This is a genomic window from Burkholderia sp. Ax-1720 (assembly GCF_011753035.1).
Lineage (GTDB): Bacteria > Pseudomonadota > Gammaproteobacteria > Burkholderiales > Burkholderiaceae > Burkholderia > Burkholderia gladioli.
Window position 1 is genome coordinate 14448 of record NZ_VWWK01000020.1, and the last position, 22439, is coordinate 36886.

At 63.8% G+C, this 22439-nt stretch carries 16 protein-coding genes; 13 read left to right on the top strand and 3 right to left on the bottom strand.

Features of this window, described 5'->3' with window-relative positions; genetic code table 11:
* The first annotated feature begins 140 nt into the window (after nucleotides 1-140).
* From F3J18_RS09175 to F3J18_RS09215, 9 genes are all read left to right on the top strand, one after another.
* Entirely contained in the window at nucleotides 141-902 is a 762-nt protein-coding gene (locus F3J18_RS09175; RefSeq protein ID WP_160293419.1) for an ABC transporter permease, read from the top strand.
* Between the two features lie 17 nt (nucleotides 903-919).
* Entirely contained in the window at nucleotides 920-2320 is a 1401-nt protein-coding gene (locus tag F3J18_RS09180) for an ABC transporter ATP-binding protein (protein WP_025098745.1), read from the top strand.
* A gap of 29 nt (nucleotides 2321-2349) precedes the next feature.
* Nucleotides 2350-2940 (top strand): acyltransferase, encoded by a 591-nt coding sequence (locus tag F3J18_RS09185; protein ID WP_051598273.1) that lies wholly within the window; start codon nucleotides 2350-2352, stop codon nucleotides 2938-2940.
* Between the two features lie 162 nt (nucleotides 2941-3102).
* A complete protein-coding gene (locus tag F3J18_RS09190; protein WP_166912622.1) occupies nucleotides 3103-4158 on the top strand; it encodes a hypothetical protein in 1056 nt (351 codons plus the stop codon).
* Nucleotides 4159-4304: 146 nt separating this feature from the next.
* Nucleotides 4305-6542 carry a glycosyltransferase gene (locus F3J18_RS09195; protein ID WP_166912623.1) on the top strand — a complete coding sequence of 746 codons (2238 nt, stop codon included), beginning with the start codon at nucleotides 4305-4307 and terminating at the stop codon, nucleotides 6540-6542.
* Nucleotides 6539-7651, top strand: coding sequence for a glycosyltransferase family 4 protein (locus tag F3J18_RS09200; RefSeq protein ID WP_084152487.1), 1113 nt, complete (start codon nucleotides 6539-6541; stop codon nucleotides 7649-7651). Before F3J18_RS09195 ends, F3J18_RS09200 begins: the two co-directional genes overlap by 4 nt.
* 78 nt (nucleotides 7652-7729) lie before the next feature.
* Complete coding sequence (locus F3J18_RS09205; RefSeq protein ID WP_025098749.1) at nucleotides 7730-9796, top strand: acyltransferase family protein; 2067 nt, start codon at nucleotides 7730-7732, stop codon at nucleotides 9794-9796.
* 406 nt (nucleotides 9797-10202) lie between these two features.
* Entirely contained in the window at nucleotides 10203-11225 is a 1023-nt protein-coding gene (locus F3J18_RS09210; RefSeq protein WP_152554383.1) for a hypothetical protein, read from the top strand.
* Nucleotides 11226-11235: 10 nt separating this feature from the next.
* Nucleotides 11236-12963 carry a glycosyltransferase gene (locus F3J18_RS09215; RefSeq protein ID WP_166912624.1) on the top strand — a complete coding sequence of 576 codons (1728 nt, stop codon included), beginning with the start codon at nucleotides 11236-11238 and terminating at the stop codon, nucleotides 12961-12963.
* A gap of 58 nt (nucleotides 12964-13021) precedes the next feature.
* Here F3J18_RS09215 and F3J18_RS09220 read toward each other — a convergent pair whose 3' ends face one another.
* Together F3J18_RS09220 and F3J18_RS09225 are read right to left on the bottom strand one after the other, a co-directional pair.
* The gene (locus F3J18_RS09220) at nucleotides 13022-14143 is read right to left on the bottom strand and encodes a glycosyltransferase family 4 protein (RefSeq protein ID WP_025098752.1); all 1122 of its coding nucleotides are present in this window, start codon (nucleotides 14141-14143) and stop codon (nucleotides 13022-13024) included.
* Nucleotides 14144-14221: 78 nt separating this feature from the next.
* Nucleotides 14222-15670 carry a mannose-1-phosphate guanylyltransferase/mannose-6-phosphate isomerase gene (locus F3J18_RS09225; protein ID WP_025098753.1) on the bottom strand — a complete coding sequence of 483 codons (1449 nt, stop codon included), beginning with the start codon at nucleotides 15668-15670 and terminating at the stop codon, nucleotides 14222-14224.
* 342 nt (nucleotides 15671-16012) lie between these two features.
* Between F3J18_RS09225 and F3J18_RS09230 the strand changes: the two genes are divergently transcribed.
* The 4 genes from F3J18_RS09230 to F3J18_RS09245 all read left to right on the top strand — a co-directional run bounded on the left by F3J18_RS09230 (nucleotide 16013) and on the right by F3J18_RS09245 (nucleotide 21145).
* Nucleotides 16013-17197: a glycosyltransferase family 1 protein gene (locus F3J18_RS09230; protein WP_166912625.1), complete on the top strand. Its 1185-nt coding sequence runs from the start codon at nucleotides 16013-16015 to the stop codon at nucleotides 17195-17197.
* A 65-nt stretch (nucleotides 17198-17262) separates the two neighbouring features.
* Nucleotides 17263-18231 carry an NAD-dependent epimerase/dehydratase family protein gene (locus tag F3J18_RS09235; protein ID WP_166912626.1) on the top strand — a complete coding sequence of 323 codons (969 nt, stop codon included), beginning with the start codon at nucleotides 17263-17265 and terminating at the stop codon, nucleotides 18229-18231.
* Between the two features lie 4 nt (nucleotides 18232-18235).
* A complete protein-coding gene (locus F3J18_RS09240) occupies nucleotides 18236-19258 on the top strand; it encodes a glycosyltransferase family 4 protein (RefSeq protein ID WP_025098756.1) in 1023 nt (340 codons plus the stop codon).
* Between the two features lie 12 nt (nucleotides 19259-19270).
* Nucleotides 19271-21145 carry a nucleoside-diphosphate sugar epimerase/dehydratase gene (locus F3J18_RS09245; protein ID WP_025098757.1) on the top strand — a complete coding sequence of 625 codons (1875 nt, stop codon included), beginning with the start codon at nucleotides 19271-19273 and terminating at the stop codon, nucleotides 21143-21145.
* A gap of 90 nt (nucleotides 21146-21235) precedes the next feature.
* Here the strand turns inward: F3J18_RS09245 and F3J18_RS09250 are convergent, their stop codons facing one another.
* Nucleotides 21236-22357 (bottom strand): glycosyltransferase, encoded by a 1122-nt coding sequence (locus F3J18_RS09250; RefSeq protein WP_013696846.1) that lies wholly within the window; start codon nucleotides 22355-22357, stop codon nucleotides 21236-21238.
* Between the last annotated feature and the right edge of the window lie 82 nt (nucleotides 22358-22439).

A 22439-nucleotide genomic window follows, 5' to 3' on the forward strand; every position in this document is an offset into this window, starting at 1 on the left:
TTCGTGTGTCTCGTCGCATGCGCGACGCGGCGCTTGGCCGTCGAGTCCGTGGACGACGAGACCCCATTTAATCAGGTATTGAAAAATCGATGCAGGAAAAATCACAACACTCGGCCGCGAGCTCGCTGAGGCTGGCATGGATGCTGGCAAAGCGGGACCTGAAGAATCGCTACGCGAGTTCATACGCGGGCACGGCGTGGAACGTCGGCGTGCCGCTGCTCTATTCGCTGATCAACGTGGTCGTGTTCTCGATCCTGATGCGTGGACGAATGGGCTCGCAGTACGGTGACATTCCGTTCGCGCTGTTCTATTTCGTCCCGTTCTCGCTGTGGACGGTGTTTACCGAGGTCACCGGGCGCAGCACCGGCATCTTGCGCGAGTACAGCTACCTGATCAGCAAGATCTCGTTTCCGGTCTGGGTCCTGCCGCTGATTCCGCTGATGTCCGCGCTGATCAGCCAGGGCATCATCTTCGTGTTCGTGATCGGCCTGCTGATCATCAAGGGGGTCGTGCCGGGCACGATGATCTGGATGTTCCCGGTGATCTGGGCGCTCTCGCTGGCGATTTCCATCGGTTTCGCGTACGCGATCTCGGCCATCTCCGTCTACGTGCCCGACATGGTGCCGGTCGTTCCGCTGTGCACCAACATCATCTTCTGGCTCACGCCGATCCTGTATCCGGCCGCCGTCGTCGATTCGTCGCGCATGATCTGGATGCGCAACATCGTGATGACGCTCAATCCGTTCTACTACATGGTCGAGGCCTCGCGGCAGTCCGTTTTCCCGGGTATTCCCTTCAATTGGGAATACATCGGCGTGCTCGTTGTCGTGGCCGCCGTGACGGTCGCGATCGGCGCGTACATTTTCCGCAAGCTGAAGCCCGGCTTCGCGGACGTTCTTTAAGGCTGAAGAGTTAGCTCATGTCGACACAAGATCGCTCGAAAATCATCGAGCTGGACAACATCAGCAAGATCTACCGTTCCTATTCCTCGCCGCGACATCGCCTGCTGGAGCTGATGTCGGCGGGCAAGCGGCAATACTTTCGCGAGACGAGGGCGCTGGACCAGGTGTCCTTCTCGCTCGAGCGGGGCGACAGGTTCGGCGTGGTCGGCGAAAACGGCAGCGGCAAGAGCACGCTGCTGAAGATTCTGGCCGGCGTGCTGAATCCGAGCATCGGGCAGGTGAATGTGTCCGGCCGCGTATCCGCGCTGCTGGAGCTGGGCGCCGGCTTCAATCCCGAACTGTCGGGCCGCGAGAACATCATCCAGTTCTGCATGCTGCACGGCATCCACCAGGAGCAGGCCCTGGCCGCGCAGCCCGAGATCATCCGCTTCAGCGAACTCGGGGACGCGGTCGATCATCCGGTCAAGACCTACAGCAGCGGGATGGCGGTCCGGCTGGGCTTTGCCTGCGCGGTCTACGTGCAGCCCGACATCCTGATCGTCGACGAGGCGCTGAGCGTCGGCGACGCGTATTTTCAGAACAAGTGCCTGCACAAGATCCGCACGATGCTCGACGAGGGCACGACCTTCATCTACGTCACGCACGCGGCGGATTCGATTCGCGCGCTGTGCAATCGGGGCCTGTGGCTCGATAAAGGGCGGGTTCGCCAGATCGGCAGTTCGAAGGATGTCGGTGCCGCCTACCAGAGCGAAGTGTTCAGCCGGATGGTGCGCGCCGGGATTGGTGCGACGGCGGCGGACGAGGGCGATGAGCCGACGGTCGACACGGCGGTGGCAGCAGGCAATGGGACCAACGGTGACGCATCGGCGAGCGGCGCGGGCTCGCGTCCGGACAAGGCGCGTACCAGCGCCTTTTCATCCCGTGTCGAACCGCTGCGTACCGGCACCGGCGAGATCCGGATCGACGATATCAGCGTGATCGATCCGGAAGGCAACGAATGCGATACGGTCGACATCGAAAAGACCATGCGCGTTCGGGTGTTCTTCCATGTCGAATCCCCGACGCAGCAGCGCTGTTCGCTGGCGCTCGGCATCACGGACTCCTCGGGCCGGCAGATCCTGCATTTCAGCTCGGAGGTGCAGGGCGTGTCTCCGTCGGAAGCGGCGCCGCACATCCAGCACATGATCGAGTTCTCGTTCGAGAATCCGCTGTGCCCGGGTGAATACGGTCTGATCGCTGGCATTGGCGTGACCACCGAGCATCCGGAAAACCGCGGGCAGAGTCTGGTCATGAACGTGATCGATTACTGCGTGGGTGGTGCCCGCTTTGCCGTGCGGTTTCCAGACGAAGCCGGGAAGCGCGATCTGTGGGGCGTCGTGCACATAGATTACGCAGTCTCGATGCAATCGCTGGACTGACCAGTTGTGCCTATCACCTGGACCTTCGCATGTTTCAGCGTTTGAGGACAAAAATCCGTGATCGCCTGGTCGAGGCCGTGATCGAGCGCGTGGCGGCCCGGCTGGAGCGGTCGCCGGAATTCGCGGACCGGATCGCGCGGCAGGTGGCGGCGAGGCAGTCGGCCGACCTGTTGGCGTCCGATGCTCTCATCGAAAGTCTCGCCGGGCGCATGACGCCGGCCATTGCCCGAGGACTTGTCACGACACCGGTCCTGTTCGGCGGCGAGTGGGATCGCGTCAAGTTGGGAGAGGGCGTCCAACTGGTCAATACATTGATGAACGTGTCGTCGGGAAGCATCGTGATCGGCGATCAGACGTTCTTCGGTCATAACGTCAGCCTGATCACGGGAACGCATCCGGTAACGGAGAAGTTGTCCGCCCGGCATGACTACCCTCGCGACGGGCACGACATCGTGATCGGGTCGGGGGTTTGGATTGCGTCCAATGCGATTGTCGCCGGTCCTTGCACGATAGGCGACCACGCCGTCATCGCGGCAGGGGCGGTGGTCACCTGTGGCCAGGTCGAAGCCGGCTGGCTGTACGGGGGCGTTCCGGCGCGAAAGATCCGGAAGCTGGTTTGAGACCGGCGCCCAGGTGAGCGATTGCCTGGGTGCCTCCGGCACGAGAGCGCATTGGGTTGGCCGCCCGTCATGCCGGCGTGTGATGTCATCGGAATAACGCCTTGGGCGCTGCGCCGAGAGCGCGGCAGCGCTTCACTTAGCGAAATTTGAGAGTTGAATGAAATGAAGGCAAAAGTCAGGAAAGCAGTCCGCGCCGTTGCGAGCTTGCCGGTGGTGGGGCGGCTGATGCGCATCGCGGTCGCAATCGTTCGATTGCCGGAATTCCGCGCCGAGATTCTGCGCCGCCAGGATGTGTACGAGAGAGAGCAATTGCCGATGTTGTTGCGGACGTTGTCGGAGTTGAACGATCGTCAACGGATGCTCGACAACGATCGCGACAATCTGGTCCGGTCGGTACCGGTGGCCTTGCGGCGGCTGCATGGCGACGTCAAGACCCTGAAGTCACTGATCGGGGGAGGCAATGCCTTGGGCCACGAGAACTTGCAGCAGGGTGACATCGTGGATGACTCGCCTCAGGCCAAGGTGCTTGCCGAGCAGTTGAACGAGCGTCTGAATGGCATCGACGAGTCGGTGCGCTATCTGCTCGGCCGCGTCGAATTCGTTCGTCGCGAAGTGATGTTCGAAATGCGTTATGGCGCATCGTCGCCTGTCGAACACGACGATACGCTCAAGGTGAAGGCCGAAGTCATTTCGAAGGAGAAGCTGGCTGCTGCGGCCGGCAAAGGGGAGCTGCGGCTCAATCTGGGCTGTGGCCACATCGCCTTGGACGGCTACCTGAACGTGGACCGCCGTGCGCTGCCCGGTGTGGATGTCGTGTCGGAAGTCGACGAACTGCCGTTCAAGAGCGGGGAGTTGTCGGAGATTTTCTCGGCCCATCTTCTCGAGCATTTCCCGCAGGAACAGATGACCCGTGAGCTGTTGCCGTACTGGCTGGATCTTCTGAAGCCCGGTGGCGAGTTCCATGCGGTCGTGCCGGATGCGCAGGCGATGATGCGGAACTATGTCGATGGTCACTATCCGTACGCTTACCTGCGTGAGGTGACCTTCGGCGGCCAGGATTACGATGGCGATTTCCATTTCAACATGTTCACGCCTGAATCCATGTCGGCGACCCTGAAGGAAGCAGGGTTTGTCGACATCTCGTTGATCGAGGCGGGGCGTCGCAATGGAAACTGCTACGAATTCGAAATCGTCGCGAAGCGTGCCGCGGCGGCGTGAAGCGATGGCCGGCTCGTCTGTCGTCTGCTCGGGGGGCCGGGCGTCGACGAGTACGACTTGCCGAGGCAATGCATGCGCCGAACGGCGACATGCTGCGCACGTTTCATCATTAAATTAAATAATGTACCGCTAGATCGAGGTAACCCATGTTGAGCTTTTCGATAGTCGTAAATACGCTCAATCGTGCCGGATTATTGCAGAAGACTTTGGAAAGTTTTCGCTGGATTCGCTATGCCGGCGATTTCGAAGTGATTGTGGTCAATGGTCCCTCGACCGACGCGTCGGCGGAAGTGATTGCATCGTGGGAGCCGTTCGTGCGCGCCGGAACCTGTCCGGTCGCCAATGTGTCGGTGTCCCGGAATATCGGCATCTGCATGGCGCAAGGCGACATCGTGGCCTTCATCGACGATGGCGCGATACCCGAGCCGGAATGGTTGACTCAACTGGCAGCGGCCTACGACGCCCCGGAGATCGGTGGTGCGGGTGGACTGGTGTTCGATCAAACGGGCTATACATACCGGTACAAATACAGTAGCGCTGATCGCCTCGGCAATCTCGGCCGGGCTGCCGAGAGAAGTGCGGAACACCGGTGTTTTCCAGGATCCTACGAATTCCCGTATCTCCCGGGAATCAACGCATCGTTTCGTCGTTCGGCTTTGATGGAGGTCGGCGGTTTCGACGAGGAGATCGAGTGCTACTTCGACGAAGCGGACTTGTGTTGTCGGCTGGTCGATGCTGGATACGTCATCCGCCAATTGCCGAACGCGCATGTCCACGATAAGTTTGAGCCGAACCATGTGAGAGACGAGCTCAGGATTACGCGATACCGGTATCCGCTCATCAAGAACAAGGTCTACTTCTCGCTCAAGCATGCCCGCAAGTATCTGTCGCTGGATGAGATTTTCGATGATAGTCGGAAATTCTCGCAAGAGCACGAGAACAATATTCGCTCCCATATCGATGAAGGCGGCCTCGACACGTCCGATCTCGAGAAATTCAAGGAAGAGAGTGCCCGAGCCTGGGACGCGGGCGTCGAGCGGGGGCTGCATGGGCATGCCGAACTGATCACGGCGGAAAGGCAGGCACGCGTGGTCGGCCAATTCAAGAAGTTCGAGACCTTCGGCGCGCTCGACCAGGATGCGATCGTGCTGATCGCGCGCGATTATGCGCCGGCACAGTCCGGGGGAATCGCCACTTTCAACAAGGACCTGGCTGAAGGATTAGGGGCCGAAGGGCGAATCGTCCACGTCATCACGCAGAGCCCGGATTTCAATCGCGTGGATTTCGAAAATGGCGCGTGGATCCATCGTCTCGTGACGAGGGAGATAGCACCGTCGCCGGCTGCGGCCAAGCGCAATATTCCGGCTCACATCTGGAACTGGTCCGCGACGGCGCTGGAGGAGGTCAAGCGCATCGCATCGCATCGCAAGATCGGCGTTGTCGAGGGGCCGATCTGGGATTGCGAGGGCTGTGCGTTCCTGCTCGACGGCCGGTGGCCGGTGGTTACCGCACTGCATACGACGCTTCAGGTCTGGCTTCAGACGCATCCCGAGCATGCCGCCGACGCTGGATGGATGACATCGTTCGGCAAGCCGATGCTCGCCCTGGAGGCCGAACTGATGACGCGTTCGGATGCGGAGCGCGTGGGCAGCCGCGCCATCGTGACCGAACTCGAGGCCGCGTACGGATTGAAGCTCGATCCGGGCAAGATCGTCTTCATCCCGCATGGCCTTGCGGCGAAGACGGCTATCCACGAGGAACAGCCCGTGGTGAAGTCCGTGGTGAAGTCCGATACCGTGAACCTGTTGTTCGTCGGTCGGCTCGAGCCACGCAAGGGAATTGACGTGCTGCTGGAAGCACTGTCGGAGGTCATGCCCGACCTGCCGAACCTGAAGGTGCGACTGATCGGTGATGACACGCTTCCCGGACCGGATGGACGTACCTATAAGGACGCGTTCCTCAAATCGGCCGCCGGCCGCGAGTTGGGAGAACGTATCGTATTCGAAGGCAAGGCTCCGGAAGGCGTCGTACGGGCGGCTTATGCGCAATGCGATATGTTTGTCGCGCCAAGCCGATTCGAGTCGTTCGGCCTGGTCTTTCTCGAAGCGATGCGCGAAGGAAAGCCCGTCATCGGATGTGACGCAGGCGGGATGCCGGAAATCATTTCGGCCGATGTTTCGGGCTTGCTTGCGGTACCGGGCGATGTGAAATCGCTTGCCCAAGCGATCCGGGCGCTCGCCGGTTCGCCGGATCTGCGTGAACGCATGGGGGCCGAGGGTAAAAGATTGTTCGAGGCGCGATTCACGTCCACGCGCATGGCGTCAGACAGTGCTGCACTTTACGCGCTGGCGGCTCGCAATCGGCTCGAGTCGGTCACGCAATGAAAATTTCATACCTGAACGGCGTTTGCGTAAGGAACGATGCGATCTCGAACAATATTCGCGACGAGATACGAGCCTTGCGTGGGAGCGGTGTCGATGACATTCGTTTATTCGCCTATGCATGTGAACATGAAGACATTCCGTCGAAGCTGGTCAACGACATCTCGGAGATCGCTTTCGACGAGCATTTCCTCGCAAGTGATGTAGTGATTTTTCACTTCGGTATTTACTATCCCCTGTTTGACCTGCTGCCGATCGTTCCTGCCCGAGCACGGCGCATCGTGGTATTCCACAACGTCACGCCTCGTGAGGTCGTCAAGCCGGAGAACCGTGCCTTGATTGATCGGTCCTTTTCGCAGATGTCGAATATTGCGTGGGCCGATCATGTCATCTGTGACAGCGATACCAACCTGGACGTGCTGCGCAAGGCAGGTATCAATACGCCTGCCACGGTATTGCCGCTCGCTATCCACTCGATTTCGCATGCGCCCTCGCGCAAGCCGAGTGTCGAAGACGATATCGTCCGGATAGCGTTCATCGGCCGGTTCGTCGAGTCGAAGGGGCCTCATGAATTGTTGATGGCGCTCGACCAGGTCCTGGTATCGAATCCGGCGTGCCGGCTCATGCTCGACATGGTCGGCAACCTGCTGTTTTCCGATCCTGAGCTGCTGGTACAGATCGAGACGATGATGGCGTCGCTCACGCAACGGTACGGTGAGCGCATTGCCTCGAGCATTCACGGGAATGCCTCGGATGTGCGCAAGCACGAGATCCTCCAGGATGCGGACCTGTTCGTATTGCCGACCTATCATGAAGGGTTCTGCGTGCCGATCGTCGAAGCGATTTCGAACGGGTGCCACGTCATCGCGTATGACAACTCCAATGTGCCGTCGATACTCAACGGCTTCGGGCGGCTGGTCGACACCGGCAGTATCGATGGTCTTGCCGCGGAGATTGGCCAGGCGGTCGAGATGGTGACTTCGCGGAGGTGGCGCGGGAACGGAGAGGGGAGCTACGAGGCGTTTGCCGCTCGGGCGACCCAATATGGGGAACAGTTCTCCCCCGACAAGATTGCTCGACGATTCGTCGATCTCGTCAATTGCAGCCGATGACTTGAGGCTGTCGAGTTCGCGAGCGTGCAACGAGCCCCGCTGACGCGGGCGCGGCATCTTTGTCTCCCATATCCAACGATGGCAAACGAGAAGACACCCTATTTCCCGTATATCGACGGCTTGCGCGCGTTGGCGGTGTTGTCCGTCATGCTTTTTCACCTTGACGCGCGCTGGCTTCCCGGCGGGTTCTCAGGTGTCGACGTGTTTTTCGTCATATCCGGCTTTGTGGTCAGCGCCTCGGTCGGGAACCTGGGGGCGGTATCGCCCTGGCGGCTTCTGCTGATCTTCTACGCGCGCCGGATGAGGCGGATCCTGCCGGCGCTGATCGTGGTGCTGCTGGTGACGGGTTTCGTCTCGGCGCTCTTCATCCCGTCCTCCTATCTGAGTGACAAGAGCCAGAAGACGGGGTTGTATGCGTTCTTCGGCCTGAGCAATTTCATCCTGGGCTCGGTCGGCAATGATTATTTTTCGCCGACAGCCGAATTCAACCCGTACACGCATACCTGGTCGCTCGGCGTCGAGGAGCAGTTCTATCTTGCGTTCCCCTTCCTGTTCTGGGCCTGGCTCGCACGCAAGCACTGGCGCCATCTGTCCGTGATCCTGATCGCGGCGGGCCTGGGTGCCTCGCTGGCGTGGGGGCATTGGCTGGGGCAGACCAACCAGACGCAAGCCTTCTATTTCATCTTCGGTCGATTCTGGGAGTTGGCCGCCGGCGTCCTGCTTTACCAGTGCTTCGTGCTTTCCGGATTCGTCGCGACGATCGAGTCGGCGCGCGCGCCTGCCCCCATCGGCATCAGGCTTGGCGCCTGGCTGTCTCTGCTCGTCGTGATCGCCGGTTTCGTGGTGTCCAGGTCGGATCATTACCCTTTTCCCGGCGCGATGCTTCCTGTCGCCGGCACGGTCGGACTGCTGGGATTCCTGTACGGCCGGCAGCATGCGGGCCTGATCTCGACGATCCTCGAAAGCCCCCCCATTCGTTTCATTGGCCGGATTTCCTACTCGCTCTACCTGTGGCATTGGCCGATCTACGTGGTGCTGCGCTGGACGACCGGGCTCGACGCGCCGCTTGCCATGGTCGGCGCGGTCGTGCTGAGTTTTGCGCTCGCGATTGCTTCGTATCGTTTCATCGAGGAGCCGTTCCGTCACGGATGGAGGGCGGCCGGCATGCCGCGCCTGGCCGTCGTGGTACTCGGACTATGCGTGATGTTCGGAGGCGCTTGGGCCTCGTCGAAGATGGCCGGTGCACAAGCGAGATTCTCGCTCAGTACCGTTGCCAGGCACGCGAATGACTGGTATCCGTACGGAACCGATACGAATCCCGAGTTCCCCGGCTGTCGCGCCGACGTCGCGTCGCAAGACGTGCAGGGCGGTCATCTCTGGGTCTACGCACGCAACAACTGCGATCTGCCGCAAAAGAGTCGGCACCGTGTATTCGTGATCGGTGATTCGCATGCGATGGCCTACTCGGCCATGTTCAAGCAGTTTGTGGTTCAAACAGGTGTCACGGTCTATGCGTACAACAACGCCGGGTGTCCATTCCTCAGCCTGCAGCCGTGGCGGGAGGTCGGCGATCCCGTTTGTCATCAATACGGGGATTCGGCACTGAAGGACATGCTGACCAGGCTGCAGCCAGGCGACCTTGTGTTTCTGCCGTCCCTGCGCTTGCCCCGCATGATCGATCAATGGGTGTTTTTCGGTGATGAGGCCGCGAGAACGCAGTTGTTTGGCGGCGACGCAGTCAAGGGGCGGGAGCAGGCGACCCAGGACGCCATTCCGGTGTTGGAGGATATCGAGCATCGCGGCGGCAAGGTCGTGCTGGAAGCGCCGACGCCGATTTTCCGGACGATTCCCTATCGTTGCTCCGACTGGTTCAATCGGAACAATGCCATCTGCGAGCATGGCCCGACAATCAGCCGGAGCGAAATCGATGAAATGCGGGCGCCGGTACTGGCATCGTATTCACGATTGGAGGCCGCCGTGCCGAGCGTGTACACATGGGACCCGCTGCCGTCGTTATGCTCTGCCGAAACGTGTTCGGTATATGAGGGTGATCGACCTCTGTTTTTTGATGGAGATCACATCAGCGGTTACGGAGATCTGAAGGTTCTGCCAAGCTTTGCTTCGTTCATGTTGCGACTGCTCTGATGCACCGGTTGTTCGACGCCACCCACCCGAATTTCTCGTGGATGGCTTGAATCATCCGCGAATTTCGCGTGCGATTCGTCGAGAATATTCGGCAGCATTTCACGAAGCGAGGATATATTTCCAGCGTCGAGCGATGAGGAAGAATCAGGCTGGCTGGTCGAACGGGGGCGTCATGTCCTTACGCAGGATGATCCGGCTGCGCCGGGGCGTTCGCGGTTCATGCGGAATCTTTCATTTTTTACGGAGCGTGGAAAGGAATTTGTCGGACGGGTAATGGTGAGGCCGACGAACGGATGGTCGCCGTGTATCGCACATCGGTGCGAAGGAGGCGCGTGCCTGTCGGGGTCTGTCGCTGTTGGCGGCGGCGATGGAGATGGAGCGGATTTTTTTATTGCATTGTGACCAGATGAAAGAACAATTGAGAAGAGTTGCCCGGGAAATGGCGAGCTGGCCTGTCATCGGCCGATTGATTCATATCGGCGTCGGCATCGTGCGCCTGCCGCAGATTCGCGAGTCGGTGGTGAGCGTGAGCCATCGCCAGCACGTATTCGAGGTGGAGCATATGCCGGGGCTGTTGCGCGCGCTATCCGCCGCGGATCATCATCAGGTCGATATCGACAATTTCGCGCAAGCGATGCCGATGAACTTTCGCCGGCAGGCGCGCGATATCGCGGAACTGAAGTCGAAGCTCGATGCGCTGCTGTCCGACGTATCGTCCTTGCGAGGACGTATGGAGCATGGCGAATCGGTCCGGAACGACCACGCCCAGTCGATCGACTATCTGCTCGGCCGGACCGAATTCGTGCGTCGCGAACTGATGTTCGAAATGCGTTACGGGGCACGGGAAACCCAGCGGGACGGTGACGCGATCGAGGTCAAGGCGGAAATCCTGTCGCTGGACAAGCTGGAAGTCGCCCGTCGAGACGGCATCCGCCTGAATATCGGCTGCGGTCACGTTCCGCTGGACGGTTACCTGAACGTCGATCGGCGTGCGCTGCCGGGCGTGGATATCGTGTCGGAGGTCAACGGCTTGCCGTTCGGCAAGGGCGAACTGGTCGAAATCTTCTCGGCCCACCTGCTGGAGCATTTCCCCGAGGAGCAACTGCGCCGTGAACTGCTGCCTTACTTCTTCGGGCTGCTGCGCGGCGGCGGTGAACTGAAGGCGATCGTTCCCGATGCGGAAGCGATGATCCGCGAATACTCGAATGGCACGTATCCCTACGATGACCTGCGAGAAGTGTTGTACGGCGGACAGGACTACGACGGCGACTTTCACTTCAACATGTTCACGCCGGACTCGATGATCAAGCTGCTGGTCGAAGCCGGCTTCGAGACACCGACGATCATCGAACGTGGTCGCAAGAACGGCCGATGCTACGAGTTCGAGATTGCAGCGAAGAAGCCCGTGACGCAGGTGGAGGCAAGCTGAGACCATGCCCATGCACCCGCGTATCTCCATTGTCATCAATACACTGAATCGAGGCCCGGTACTCCAGAAGACGCTCGAGAGTTTTCGCTGGCTCCGTTACCGGGGCGAGTTCGAAGTCATCGTGGTCAATGGCCCGTCGACGGATAATTCGGACGAGGTCATCGCATCCTGGTTGCCCGGCATCCGGGCCGGCAAGTGCGACGTCGCGAATCTGTCGGTGTCGCGCAACGTCGGCATCTGCATGGCACAGGGCGACGTGGTGGCATTTATCGACGACGATGCGATTCCCGAGCCGGAATGGCTGGAGCAGCTCGCCGAACCGTATCGCGATCCGATCGTCGGCGCGGTGGGCGGTTTCGTCTACAACCATACCGGCTACGATTTCCAGTACACCTACGGCGTGGTCGACCGCTATGCGCGTCCTTACCTGGACCTGACCGAGGCGAGCCCGCACCTGTCCTTTCCGAAGAGCATGCGTTTCCCGCACCTGCTGGGATGCAATTCCTCGTTCCGGCGCTCGGCCCTGCTGGAGGTTGGCGGCTTCGACGAGGAGTTCGAATACTTCCTGGACGAAACCGATGTCTGCCTGCGCATCGTGGATGCGGGTTTCCTTATTGCGCAACTGCCGCGCGCCTTCGTGCATCACAAGTATGCGCCGAGCAATATTCGCGGCGAGAACAAGGTCCCGCGCTACCGCTACCCCGTCATCAAGAACAAGATCTATTTTTCGCTCAAGCATGCGCGCGAGTTTTTCCCGACCGAACACGTGATGGACGAAGTCGCGGAGTTCATCGAGAAGCAGCGCGCCGAGGTGATCTGGGCCGAGGGCGAAGGCCTGCTGACGCGCGATGATGTCGTCAGGTTCGAGGAAGACGCGAAGCGTGCCTACGACACCGGCATGCAGCGCGGTTTCGAGGGCGTCAAGCCCGACGCCATGATCGATGCGGGCAAGCTCGCGCGGTATGCCGGCGAATTCCTGCCGTTCGAGACCTTCAACAACGGCCGCACCATCGTGCTGATCTCGCGCGGTTTTCCGCCGGATCAGGGCGAGGGCATCGCGACCTTTACGCGGGATCTGGCCGAGGCGCTCGCCGCCGAGGGCAGCATGGTGCACGTGATCACGCAGAGCCCCGACTCGAATCGCGTGGACCTCGAGCGTGGCGTCTGGGTGCATCGGATCGTGCCGGCAGAGGTCGAGTTGACGCCGGCGGCGCGCGAGCGGAAGGTGCCGCAAGCGATCTGGAACTGGTCGGCGACGGCGCTGGTGGAAGCGCGCCGGATTGCCGATCATCGCGACATCGAGGTGATCGAGGCACCGATCTCGGATGGCGAGGGCATCGCCTTCCTGCTCGACGGGACGTGGCCCTTGGTCACCAACCTGGACACGCCCCTGCATGTCTGGCTGGCGTCCCACCCCAAGAAGCGGCGGGACGAGGCATGGATGGGATCGTTCGGCGCGCCGATGCTCGCGCTCGAACGCGAGCTGATGACTCGCGCCGATGCGGTGCGCGCGGACAGCCGTGCGATCGTCGACGAGGTCGAACGGCTGTACGAGCCGCGCTTCGACCATGCCCGCCTGCGCGTCGTGCCGCATGGAACGACGGCACCGGTCGCGGTTCGATCGGAGGACGTGCCGCGCGCGGCCGGCGAGCAAGCCCCGTCGTCCGAGGCGAAGTTCACCGCTGCCGACATGGCGCGCGGCAGCCTCGAGTTGTACGAACTGGCCCGCAGGACCTGAGCCAGCGCCGCGTATTGCCCGGCGGATGTGCACCCGGGCGATACGCGACGGCAAGCCGTCAGCTCCGCGCTTTCCCTACGAGCCGCTGGTACAGGTCGACATAGCGCCCGACCATCTGTTCGGACGTGAGGTGTTGCTCGAATCGCTGGCGCGCCTGCTGCCCCAGCCGCGAGGCCAGCTCGGGGGCGTCCCACAGCTTCTGCATCGCGCCGCGAAAGGCCGCGGGATCGCTGGGCGGCACCACCAGGCCGGTAGTGTCCGCGAGATTGACGAAGGAGGTGCCCGTGCCGATCTCGGTCGAGATCAAGGGCTTGCCGAACATCGCCCCTTCCACCAACGAGATGCCGAAGGCCTCGGAGCGCAGGTGCGACGGGAATACCAGGCCGTAGCACAGGCTCAGCAGCGCGACCTTGTCCTCGTCCGGCACCGCGCCGACGAAGCGCAGGTTCTCCTCGCCGAGCGAGAGCCGCGTCGCCTGCGCCTTCAGCTCGCCTTCGACCGGGCCGGCGCCGATGATCACCGCTTTCATCGAGGTGCCGGCCAGGGCATCCAGCAGCACGTGCAGACCTTTGTAATAGCGCAGATTGCCGACGAACAGGAAGAACTTCGGCCCCACCTGCTCGCGCCAGTAGGCGACGCGCGCGGGGTCCGGACGTGGGTAGCGGTGTTCGTCCAGGCCGATCGGAATCACCTCGACCTTGTCCTTGTACTGCCGCAGCACCGGGCTGGTCTCGAGGTAGTTGGGCGAGGTCGCGACGATGCGATCGACGTCGCGCAGGAATCGCTTCTGCAAGGGCTTGTAGGCCTGCAGCAGGAATTTCTGACGCGTGATGTCGGCGTGATAGGTGACCAGCGAAGGTTTGCCCGAGCGCGTCGCGAAATGGACCACGTCCATGAACGGCCAGGGGAAGTGGTAGTGAATCAGGTCGGCGCGCCTGGCGAGTTCGGCGAAGCGCCGGAAGGCCGCCATCGAGAACGGCGACGAGGCCAGCTGCAGGTCGACCTTGGCGCGATGGTGGACATGGTCGCCGAAATCCACCGAGCTGGTGTCGCGGCTGACCGTCAGGACTTCGCTGGTGACGCCGCGCTTGCTCGCTCCCGAGCAGACCTGCCCGATGAGCTCCTCCACGCCGCCCATCGAATCGGGGCGATAGGTCTTGTAGAAATGTAGGACGTGCATAGGGCTTCAGTTTGCGGGGCGGATGCCGGAGCGGGGCAAGGGCGACGAGCGAGCCGCCGGCCTTGCCTTGCCCGGCCCTCAGGCGGCGGGAGCGCGCCCGTAGACGTCCTCGAAACGGACGATGTCGTCCTCGCCGAGATACTCGCCGCACTGCACTTCGATCAGGATCAGGTCGACCACGCCGGGATTGATCAGGCGATGCTTGTGGCCGGCCGGGATGTAGGTCGATTCGTTGGGCTGCAGCGAGATGACCTGCTCGCCGTTGACCACGTCGGCGCAGCCGCGCACGACGATCCAGTGTTCGCTGCGGTGATGGTGCATCTGCAGGGACAGCGCCGCGCCCGGCTTCACGACGATCCGCTTCATCTTGAAGCGATCGCCTTCCTCGAGCACGGTGTAGGTGCCCCACGGACGATGGACCGTGCGATGGATGCGATAGGCATCGTGGTTCGAGTGCTTGAGCTGCGCGACGATCTGCTTGACGTCCTGCGCGCGATCGCGTTTCGCGATCAGCAGCGCATCCGGCGTGTCGACGACGACCAGGTCCTCGACGCCGACGGCACCGATGGTCCGCTCGTCGGAGCGGAAATAGCAGTTCGCGGTATCGTGCAGCAGCGCCGCGCCCTCGATGCGGTTGCCGCGCGCGTCCGGCTCCGTGAGGTCGCTGATGGCGAGCCATGAGCCGATGTCGCTCCAGCCGATGTCGCAAGGCACCACGGCGGCCTGTTGCGTATGCTCCATGACCGCGTAGTCGATCGAGATATCCTTGGCGGTGCTGAATGTCGAGCCGGCCAACTCGACGGCGTAGTCCTCGTCGACGCTGCTCCAGCTGCCGGCGGGAATCGCCTGCAGCACCGGGCCCGCGACGTCCGGCGCGTGCACGGCCATCTCGTCGAGCATGGTCTGCGCGGCGAAGCAGAAGATCCCGGCGTTCCAGGCATGCTTGCCGTCGCTCGAGAGCCGGGCCGCCAGCTCGGCGTTCGGCTTCTCGATGAAGCTGACGATGTCGTGGCTGCCCGTGCTGCCGTTGCCGTCGTGTTCGTACTGGATGTAGCCGAAGCCGGTTTCGGCGCGGGTCGGCTTCACGCCGAAAGCGACGACCTTGCCCATGCTGGCGGCTTGCGCGGCTTGCAGCACCGCGGCGTTGAAGGCGTCGAGATCGTTGATCAGGTGATCCGCCGGCATCACCAGCATGATCGCTTCCGGGCCGTGCCGCTCCCGCACCACGGCCGCCGCGGCCTCGATGGCCGCGGCCGTGTTGCGCGACACGGGTTCGAGCACGAAGCCCATGCGCACCCGGTCGCGCCGGATTTCCGCACACTCGTCCTTGGTCAGGAAATAGGTGTCGCGATTGGTGACGAACAGGACTTCGCTGGCCTCGGGAACACCGCAGGCGCGCAGGTAGGTCTTCTGGAGCAGGGATTGCCCGTCGGCCAGCTTGAGCAGCGGCTTCGGGAAGGCTTCGCGGGATACGGGCCAGAGGCGTGTGCCCGCGCCCCCGCAGATGATGACAGGAATGATGTTCATGAAACCGGGTGGCGCTATTCGATAGGCTAAACGACGATTTTAGCTGAATTTCCCCTCCCGAATTCCGGCTCGGCGGGGCGTCGTCGTGAATTTTCCACGGATCGTCAAGGAATTCGCCGCATTGTTAAATTGCCCCTCGGGTGTCGTCGGCGCTCATTTTGCAATGCAGCAGAACAGCATCGGCGATTGGTGGCTCGCGTGGTTTTTACCGAGGTTTGTCGGCATAATGGCGCCAATTTCACGCTTGCGGCGCACGTCGCGGCCAGGGCCCGCCGGCGAATCTCGCGCGGCCGCGCGCGGCCCGCGCCGATTCATACTCATTGCGCGCCTCGCGCCGACTGCATGAAGCTGCTTTTCGACCTGAATTCCCTGCGGCCGCCGCGTAGCGGTGTCGGCTACTACACGCAACACCTGCTCGAAGGCCTGCGGTCCCGGCCGGATGTCGAAACGCTGGCGGGTTGGTCGGGATCGGCCATCTACGAGGGCGGGGATCTCGAGGCGCTGATGCGCGACGATGCCGTTGCCGCGAAGGCCGCGCGTGCCGCGCGCGGGCCGGTGGCCGCCGCGGTGCGGATGGCGCGCGCCATGCCGGGCGCCTACCGGGCCCGCACCTTCCTGCGCGATCGCGTGTCGACGCGCCTGCGCGACGACTACGCGCGTCGCGGCTTCGTGTACCACGAGACCAACTTCATCGCCTCGCGCTATCGCGGGCCGACCGTGGTGACGATCCACGACCTGTCGCATCGGCCTCATCCGGAGTTTCATCCGCGCACCGCTGTCCGCTACCTGGACGAGGGCCTGCCGCGCACGCTCGAACAGGCGAGCCGGGTGATCGCCGTGAGCCGCTACACGAAGCAGGCGATCCACGAGCAGTTCGGGCTGCCGGACCACAAGGTGGTGGCGATCCATCTCGGCGTCGAGCCCTCGTTCCGGCCGTACGACGCGTCCGAGTGCGCGCCGGTGCTGGCCCGCTACGGCCTGCGGCGGCGCGGTTTCGTGCTGTCGGTGTGCACGCTGCAGCCGCGCAAGAACCTGCTGCGGCTGGTGGAGGCGTTCGGGCGGCTGCCGGCCGGGCTGCGCGAGGCGTTCCCGCTGGTGCTGATCGGCGCGGACGGCTGGATGAATTCGGCGCTCACGCAGGTGATGGCGCCGCTCGCGCGAGCCGGGCAGGTGATCGCGCCCGGCTACGTATCCCGTCACGAGCTGGTACGCCTGTTCGCGTCGGCCGCCGTGTTCGCCTATCCGTCGCTGTACGAGGGCTTCGGCCTGCCGGTGCTCGAGGCGATGGCCAGCGGCGTGCCGGTGCTGACCTCGAACCTGACCTCGCTGCCGGAAGTCGCCGGCGGCGCGGCCTGGGAGGTCGATCCCCGCTCGGTCGACCAGATCGCGCACGGTCTCGCGACCCTCGGCGAGGATGCCGACCTGCGAAACCGGCTGGCCGAACGGGGATTGCGACGGGCCGCCGAATTCACCTGGGCGTCGACGGTGGAGAAGACCTGCGAGGTCTATCGCTCGCTGCTCGCCTGATCGACCTCGCCCGGCCGCCTCGACGAAGGCGGCCGGCCAAACGGATGGAAACCTCGAACCAGTTCATGCGAATCGTAATCAGTGGTGCCAACGGATTTGTCGGCAAGGCGGTGACCGCTCTCGCGGTCGAACAGGGCCATCAGGCAGTCGCGCTGGTGCGCCGTCCCGGTGGCGGCGACCGGCGCGCGCAAGAGTGCGTGATCGGCGACGACAATTTCGCCGGGATTGCGGCGCAGGCCGGCGAGCGCCTGGGCGCCTGCGACGCGTTCGTCCACCTCGCCGCGCGTGTCCATGTGATGCGCGACCAGGCGGCCGATCCGCTCGCCGAATTCCGGGCGGTCAATGTCGACGGCGCGTTGAACGCCGCCATGGCCGCGTTGCGGGCCGGCGCGCGGCGCTTCGTGTTCGTCAGCAGCATCAAGGCGCTGGGCGAGGGCGAGCCGGGCCGGCCCTGGCGCGAGGACGATCCGCCGGCGCCGGCCGATCCTTACGGCGTCTCCAAGCACGAGGCGGAAGTGGCCCTGCAGGCGTTCGGGCGCGAGCATGGCATCGAGGTCGTGGTGGTCCGTCCGCCGCTGGTCTACGGCGCCGGCGTCGGCGCGAACTTCCTGGCCCTGATGCGCGCCGTCGACAAGGGTATCCCCCTGCCGCTGGGCGCGGTCGCGGCCCGGCGCAGCCTGGTGCATGTCTACAACCTCGCCGATGCCTTGCTGCACTGCGCCACCGACCAGCCGGCGGCCGGCGAGTGCTTTCATGTCGCCGACGAGGCGCCGCCGACCGTGCCGGCGCTGTTGCGCATGATCGGCGCGGCGCTGGGCCGGCCGGCGAGGCTGTTTCCCGTGCCCGTCGCGGCCCTGCGGCTGGCCGGCGCGCTCACCGGCAAGCGGGCCGCGATCGAGCGGCTGACCGACAGCCTGAGGCTGGATACCGGCCACATCGGCGCGACGCTCGGCTGGCGTGCGCCTCGGACGACGGAGCAGGGTCTCGAAGCGACGGCCTTGTGGTATCGTTCGCGCCACACTCGACGACAATAAATCCATGCACCTCGCAATATCGACGTGGGCCATGGCCATGGCGGTGGGGTTGGCCACCTGCATCGCCTCGGGGGCGATTCTGCGCGCGCTGCTGGCGACCGGGATCGCATGGCGGCTCGCAACCGATATCCCCAACGCCCGCTCGCTCCATGAACGGCCCACGCCGCGCGTCGGCGGCTGGGGCATCGTGCCGGTCGGCGTGGCCGCGCTGCTGTGGCTGGCTTCGCCGATGTGGCTGATCGCCTTGATGGCTGCCGGGCTGGCGCTGATGTCGCAGATCGACGATCGTCGCGGCTTGCCGGCACGCGTGCGCTTCGGCGGACATGCCGTGGCGGTGATCGTGCTGCTGGCGGCCTATCCCGCCGCCGTGCCGTGGTGGGCCCTGGCGGGCCTCGGCTTCCTGATGCTGTGGCTGATCAACCTGTACAACTTCATGGATGGTGCCGACGGCCTGGCCGGCGGGATGGCGCTGTTCGGTTTCGGCGCCTATGCCGTGGCGGCGCTCACGGGCGCGGCGCCGTCCCACGATCTGGCGATCGCCGGCGCCGCGATCGCCGGCGCGGCGCTGGGCTTTCTGCTGCTGAATTTCCATCCCGCGCGCCTGTTCCTCGGCGACGCGGGCTCGATTCCGCTCGGCTTCCTGGCCGGCGCGTTCGGCTACTGGGGCTGGCGCGAGCAGGTCTGGCCGATCTGGTTTCCGGCCCTGGTGTTCTCGCCCTTCATCGCGGACGCATCTGTAACACTTTTGAGACGTCTGTTACGCGGGGAAAAGTTCTGGCAGGCGCACCGGGAGCATTATTATCAGAGGGTCATCCGCTCTGGCGTGAGCCACGGGCGTGCCGCCGTTTATTCGTACCTCATCATGCTCTGCGGCACCCTGGTTGCCGTGTGGGCGAAAGGCCGTCCCGAGCCGCAGCAGTGGCTGTCGTTCCTCGGGTGGTATGCCGTCCTGGCGTGCCTCGGCCTGGCGATCGACATGCGTTGGCGCAGGTTTCAGTCGGCCGACAACAACAACTACAACCCGTGAGGTTTCCTGTCGATGTTGCGATCCAAGGCGTCGTGGCTGTCGCTGAGCGCGTTCCTGTTTGACCTGCTGGCTGTGGCGGGCGTCTGGCTGGTTGCCTACGTGATCCGCTTCAACGGCATGATTCCGCACGACTTCCTCGAGGGCGGCGTGCTCGCGCTCGCCTGGGTGCTGCCGGTCTACGGCCTGATGTTCTGGACCTTCGGCCTGTATCGCGGGCTGTGGGTGTTCGCCAGCCTGCCGGACCTGTTGCGCATCTCGAAGGCCGTGGTCGGCGGCGGCGGCATCGTGATGGCCTGCGCGGTGATGTTCCAGCCGATCCCGATCATCCCCCGCTCGGTGCTGCTGCTCTCGCCTATGCTGCTGTTCCTGGCGATGGGCGGTGCCCGCGCGCTCTACCGCGCCACCAAGGAGTTCTACCGCTACGGCGGCCTGGTCGGCCAGGGCAAGCCGGTGCTGGTGCTGGGCGCCGGCGGCGCGGGCGCGAGCCTGGCCCGCGAGCTGTCGCGTTCCGGCGAATGGCGCCTGGTCGGCCTGCTCGACGACGAGCCGGCCAAGCGCGGCCGCGAGGTCTATGGCTACAAGGTGCTCGGGCCGATCACCGAACTCGCCCACTGGGCCGAGCTCACCAAGGCCGAGCACGTGATCATCGCGATGCCGTCGGCCTCGGTCGAGGTGCAGCGCCGCGTCGCCACGCTGTGCGTGCGCGCCGGTGTCAACGCGATGGTGCTGCCTTCGCTGACCACCATGCCGCAAGGCCAGGGCATGCTCTCGCAGGTACGCCAGATCGACCTGGAGGACCTGCTGGGCCGCGACGAGGTGAGCATCGACACGCCGCACGTCGATGCGCTGCTGCATGACCGCGTGGTGATGGTGACCGGCGCCGGCGGCTCGATCGGTTCCGAGCTGTGCCGCCAGATCCTGAAATTCTCCCCGGCGCAACTGATCGCCTTCGATCTCTCGGAATTCGCCGTCTACCGCCTGACCGAGGACCTGCGCGAACGCTTCCCCGACAGCCACGTGGTGCCGATCATCGGCGATGCCAAGGATTCGCTGCTGCTCGATCACGTGATGGCCAGCCACACGCCGCACATCGTGTTCCATGCGGCCGCCTACAAGCACGTGCCGCTGATGGAGGAACTGAACGCCTGGCAGGCGCTGCGCAACAACGTGCTCGGCACCTATCGCGTGGCGCGCGCGGCGATCCGGCATGGCGTGCGCCACTTCGTGCTCATCTCGACCGACAAGGCCGTCAACCCGACCAACGTGATGGGCGCCAGCAAGCGCCTGGCCGAGATGGCCTGCCAGGCGCTGCAGCAGACCAGCCCGAACACGCAGTTCGAGACCGTGCGCTTCGGCAACGTGCTGGGCAGCGCCGGCAGCGTGATCCCGAAGTTCCAGCAGCAGATCGCCAAGGGCGGCCCGGTGACGGTCACCCATCCCGAGATCACGCGCTTCTTCATGACCATCCCGGAAGCCTCGCAACTGGTGCTGCAGGCCTCGAGCATGGGGCAGGGCGGCGAGATCTTCATCCTCGACATGGGCAAGCCGGTGCGCATCGTCGACCTGGCGCGCGACCTGATCCGCCTCTACGGCTTCGACGAGGATCAGATCCGCATCCAGTTCACCGGCCTGCGTCCGGGCGAGAAGCTCTACGAGGAACTGCTCGCCGACGACGAGACCACCACCCGCACGCCGCATCCGAAGCTGCGCACGGCGAAGGCGCGCGAGGTGCCCGACAACCTGCTCGACGAGTTGCTGCCCTGGCTGATGCAGCACCGCGTGCTCGGCGACGACGAGGTGCGCCGCGACCTGCGCCGCTGGGTGCCGGAGTACCAGCCGGCCGTCAAGCCGACCTTGCAGAGCGTGCCGGGGCGGGCAAAGGCCTGAAGCCCAGAAGCTCGCGGCGAACATGCCGGCGATGCGCAAAAACGAAAGGCGTCCAGTGGACGCCTTTTTTTCATGGCCGCGCGCGGCGCCTCAATGGCGATGCTGCTGCTGCCGCGCGCGCGTCTTGCGCACCACCATCCAGCGCGGCGCGCGAAAGCGCACGATGCTGACGTAGAGCCACACATAGGTGAAGGCGAACACCAGCACGAAGGCGAACAGGTGCACCGTGTGCCGCCAGAACAGCGTGGCCGGGATCACCGCGATCAGGCACAGCAGCCACAGGTAGGGCGAGGTCAGCGAATTGCGGCGCGTCAGCTCGTGCGCGACCTGGGTGCCGACGGCCCAGCGCATCAGGCGCTTGTAGACCAGCATGTGCAGGTGCACGCCGTCGGGGATGCCGGGCGAGATGCCGCGGATGAACTTCTTCCGGTAGATCGAGAAGCAGGTCTCGAAGATCGGGTACATGAACAGCAGCACCGGGTACCAGGCCGATACCTCGCGATGCCGCATCACCAGCAGGATCGCCAGCTCGCCGAGCATGAAGCCGATGAAGTAGGCGCCGCCGTCGCCGAGGAAGATCAGGCCGGCCGGGAAGTTCCAGATGAAGAAGCCCATGATCGCGCCCATCATCAGCAGCGAGGCCGACAGCACCACCGGCTCGCCCACCTGGAAGGCCACGTAGGCGAGCGAGGCCAGCATCATGAAGGCGACCATCGAGGCCAGGCCGTTGAAGCCGTCGATGATGTTGACGGCATTGGCGAGCGCGGCCACCGCCAGCACCGTCACCACCGCCGAGACCGCCGTGTAGCCGAGCAGGAAATCGAGCGGCGGCACGCTGATGCGCGTGATCGCCACGCCCACCGCGCCGAACGCGATCGCGGCGGCGGCCATGGTGCAGAGCAGGCGCGCGCGCGGCGAGACCTTCTTGGTCAGGTCCTCGATCAGTCCCGAGGCGAAGGCCGGGATGCCGCAGGCGGCCAGCCCGGCGATGCTGCCGGCCACGGTCGGGTAGCGCAGCGCGAGCGGGATGCAGCCGATCAGCAGGCCCGCGACGATGCCGAGGCCGCCGACGCGCGGCACCGGATGGGCGTGGAATTTCTGCACGCCGGCGAGATCGCTGTCGATCGAGAATTTCTCGTGCAGGTGCGCATAACGGATGATGAGCAGCGTGACGAGCAGGGAGGCGACGAACGCAACGGCGAAGCTGAGCATGGACGGGCCGGAAAACGGGACAGCGGATTATACCGGAGCCGGGTTCGTCCCAGAAGGCGGGCGAGGCGGGTATTTCCCTTGC

Bases quoted from the DNA above. Each gene is read 5' to 3' on its own strand.
- F3J18_RS09240 (WP_025098756.1), top strand. From the start codon at position 18,236: ATGCACCTCGCAATATCGACGTGGGCCATGGCCATGGCGGTGGGGTTG.
- F3J18_RS09180 (WP_025098745.1), top strand. From the start codon at position 920: ATGTCGACACAAGATCGCTCGAAAATCATCGAGCTGGACAACATCAGC.
- F3J18_RS09175 (WP_160293419.1), top strand. From the start codon at position 141: ATGCTGGCAAAGCGGGACCTGAAGAATCGCTACGCGAGTTCATACGCG.
- F3J18_RS09205 (WP_025098749.1), top strand. From the start codon at position 7,730: ATGGCAAACGAGAAGACACCCTATTTCCCGTATATCGACGGCTTGCGC.
- F3J18_RS09210 (WP_152554383.1), top strand. From the start codon at position 10,203: ATGAAAGAACAATTGAGAAGAGTTGCCCGGGAAATGGCGAGCTGGCCT.
- F3J18_RS09200 (WP_084152487.1), top strand. From the start codon at position 6,539: ATGAAAATTTCATACCTGAACGGCGTTTGCGTAAGGAACGATGCGATC.
- F3J18_RS09190 (WP_166912622.1), top strand. From the start codon at position 3,103: ATGAAGGCAAAAGTCAGGAAAGCAGTCCGCGCCGTTGCGAGCTTGCCG.
- F3J18_RS09185 (WP_051598273.1), top strand. From the start codon at position 2,350: ATGTTTCAGCGTTTGAGGACAAAAATCCGTGATCGCCTGGTCGAGGCC.
- F3J18_RS09225 (WP_025098753.1), bottom strand. From the start codon at position 15,670: ATGAACATCATTCCTGTCATCATCTGCGGGGGCGCGGGCACACGCCTC.
- F3J18_RS09195 (WP_166912623.1), top strand. From the start codon at position 4,305: ATGTTGAGCTTTTCGATAGTCGTAAATACGCTCAATCGTGCCGGATTA.
- F3J18_RS09245 (WP_025098757.1), top strand. From the start codon at position 19,271: ATGTTGCGATCCAAGGCGTCGTGGCTGTCGCTGAGCGCGTTCCTGTTT.
- F3J18_RS09230 (WP_166912625.1), top strand. From the start codon at position 16,013: ATGAAGCTGCTTTTCGACCTGAATTCCCTGCGGCCGCCGCGTAGCGGT.
- F3J18_RS09235 (WP_166912626.1), top strand. From the start codon at position 17,263: ATGCGAATCGTAATCAGTGGTGCCAACGGATTTGTCGGCAAGGCGGTG.
- F3J18_RS09220 (WP_025098752.1), bottom strand. From the start codon at position 14,143: ATGCACGTCCTACATTTCTACAAGACCTATCGCCCCGATTCGATGGGC.
- F3J18_RS09250 (WP_013696846.1), bottom strand. From the start codon at position 22,357: ATGCTCAGCTTCGCCGTTGCGTTCGTCGCCTCCCTGCTCGTCACGCTG.
- F3J18_RS09215 (WP_166912624.1), top strand. From the start codon at position 11,236: ATGCACCCGCGTATCTCCATTGTCATCAATACACTGAATCGAGGCCCG.